This window comes from Micromonospora sp. WMMD956 (genome assembly GCF_029626125.1).
Lineage (GTDB): Bacteria > Actinomycetota > Actinomycetes > Mycobacteriales > Micromonosporaceae > Micromonospora > Micromonospora carbonacea.
The window spans coordinates 1-2,028 of the sequence record NZ_JARUBI010000003.1; the positions used below are offsets into that span (position 1 = coordinate 1).

The following is a 2,028-nucleotide window of genomic DNA, read 5'->3' on the forward strand; positions in this document are numbered from 1 at the left end:
CGGTGTGCTGGCCGAACGCCGGGTTGCGGTAGTCGGTGTCGGGGTCCGCTTCTAGGCCGACGCAGACACCGACGCCAAGCCACGCCGCGGCACCGACGTCAACGCGGGAAGCCGCGTCTGCCTGGGAGAGAGAGGAAGAGGAACTCCCTCCTTTCAGGAGGGAGTCGGGCTTTCACACCGCGCCGTGAGGATCTGTCACAGGGCGGTTGACCTGCGCTGTGAGCGGTCGTGCGGGCCCGCTGGCGGGTGCTCGCTGGCGCGGAGGGTTGCAGGGCAGGGTGAAGCCCTGACGGAAGGGGCCTGCGCGGTCGTGAGTCAGAAGGCGTCGACGTCGGCGGCCGGCGCTGACAGATCGTCCGTTCGGGCTGACAGATGCGCCGTGACCTGCGGTGTGAGTTTCTGTGAGCGGGTTTCGGCTGCCCGAGGAGCTTCCTCGGATGCTTCCGTGGTCGCTTCGTCGGCTGGTTCGCTAATCGTGGCGGTGAGGGTGGCGTGTTGGCGCTGGTCGGGCGCCTGGCAACGGGGGTTGCGGGGTGCTCGACATCTTTGGCGGTTACCGGTGGTGTGCCGGGCCGCCGTCGTGGCTGACCGGAGTTGTGCTGCCAGGGCTGGCGGTCGCGGTGGTCGGCCCTGGCAGTTCGGTGTCGAGGTAGCAGGTGATGCCGTCGCCGGAGCGGCGGGGAACCGGCCGGCTGGTGCGGGTGACGGTGAGCACCTGGGCGACGGCGGCGGCCGCGGCGTGCAGCTCGTCGGCGTCGTCGGCGACCAGGCGCACGCGGATCACGCCGGCACCGCCGTGGCGGTGACGCCGGCGCGGTGGCGGCCGCTGGTGAGTTTCGTGGTCAGCCAGGGCGGTAGCGGCGCGATGGGTAGGTCCCGGCTGATCGTGTACGGGCGGCCGTCGACGACCGAGCCGGGTCCCACGAGGTAGCCGCCGAGGCGGCGGCCGGGGGCGCGAACGTCGACGCCGGGCCAGCGACCGATCGTGCTGGGCACGATGACGCCGGCGGGGGCGCGGAAGTACAGGTGCAGCCCGTTGTGGGCGGTGGCCACGGTGAGGGTGTCCGGCCAGGGCCAGCGGGCCGCGGCGCACAGCGCGCGCAGCGTGTCGACGCCGTCGACGCCGTCCTTGCGGTCCAGGTCCAGACCGACCACGTTCGAGGCGCGGCAGGCGACGCCGACGTTGACGTCGGCCGGCCAGGCGGCGACCGCGGCGGGGTCGGTGGTGATCTGGTGGGGCCAGCCGGGGGCGGCGCGCTTGGCGCCGGCCGGCAGGGGGAACACCGCCAGGCCGGCCGCCAGCGCGGGCGTCGGGTCAGTCCTCATCGTCGACGTCGTCGTAGCAGGTGCACTCGTAGTGGTTCTGCATGTTGCCGCCGCACTCGGGGCACTCGTTGCGCTCGCGGCGTTCGTCGTCGCTCATGAACTCGTTGTGACGCCAGCCGGTGCACCGGTCGTTGTAGCAGCCGCAGCCGGGGCACTCGGGGCAGACCATCCCGTTGGTCCAGCCGCACTTGTCGCACATCACCTGGTTGAGCGGGGAGTCGTACTCGACCTGCGCGTCGGCGAAGGGCCAGCCGTTGCACTGCGCGAGATCCTGGATCTCCTCCACCGAGGTGGCGGCGCGGTCGGCGTCCTCGCCGGCGTGGGCCATGCGCAGCGCGACGGCGGCGGCGAACGCGTGGGCCTGGCGCTCGGTCTCCGGCAGGCTCAGGGTGGCCAGCACGCCCTCGCGGGCCTGGGTGTAGGTCTCACCGGTGCTGTCGCGTCGCTCGATCACCGCGCGGGTGAGCTTGCGGTTGGTCTTCGGCATCGTCAGCTCGTTCCTCGGCGGGGTACGCCCACGCCCGACCCCACCGACACGAGGTCATGCCGACCAGCAGGATGGTGGAGGGGGCGCTGAGTCTGAGACGTCTTCTCCGTTCGCCGTCCGGTCCCGGCGTGGCGGGTCCGGACTCCCGGATCGGCTGGCGCGTCAGCCGTGCGGGCAGCGTAGCGCACCGCACCGACAGAACCCGGCCACCGGCC

3 protein-coding genes are annotated in these 2,028 nt (G+C 72.4%); all 3 read right to left on the reverse strand.

Annotation, left to right across the window (positions count from 1 at the left end):
* Positions 1–553 precede the first annotated feature (553 nt).
* From O7628_RS00140 to O7628_RS00150, 3 genes are read right to left on the reverse strand one after another with little or no spacing between them, the layout of a single operon-like run.
* Positions 554–784: a hypothetical protein gene (locus tag O7628_RS00140; RefSeq protein ID WP_278091399.1), complete on the reverse strand. Its 231-nt coding sequence runs from the start codon at positions 782–784 to the stop codon at positions 554–556.
* Entirely contained in the window at positions 781–1,326 is a 546-nt protein-coding gene (locus O7628_RS00145; protein WP_278091400.1) for a bifunctional DNA primase/polymerase, read from the reverse strand. Before O7628_RS00145 ends, O7628_RS00140 begins: the two co-directional genes overlap by 4 nt.
* A complete protein-coding gene (locus O7628_RS00150; protein WP_278091401.1) occupies positions 1,316–1,813 on the reverse strand; it encodes a hypothetical protein in 498 nt (165 codons plus the stop codon). The genes O7628_RS00145 and O7628_RS00150 overlap by 11 nt, the downstream gene beginning before the upstream one ends.
* Between the last annotated feature and the right edge of the window lie 215 nt (positions 1,814–2,028).

Bases quoted from the DNA above. Each gene is read 5' to 3' on its own strand.
- O7628_RS00145 (WP_278091400.1), bottom strand. From the start codon at position 1,326: ATGAGGACTGACCCGACGCCCGCGCTGGCGGCCGGCCTGGCGGTGTTC.
- O7628_RS00150 (WP_278091401.1), bottom strand. From the start codon at position 1,813: ATGCCGAAGACCAACCGCAAGCTCACCCGCGCGGTGATCGAGCGACGC.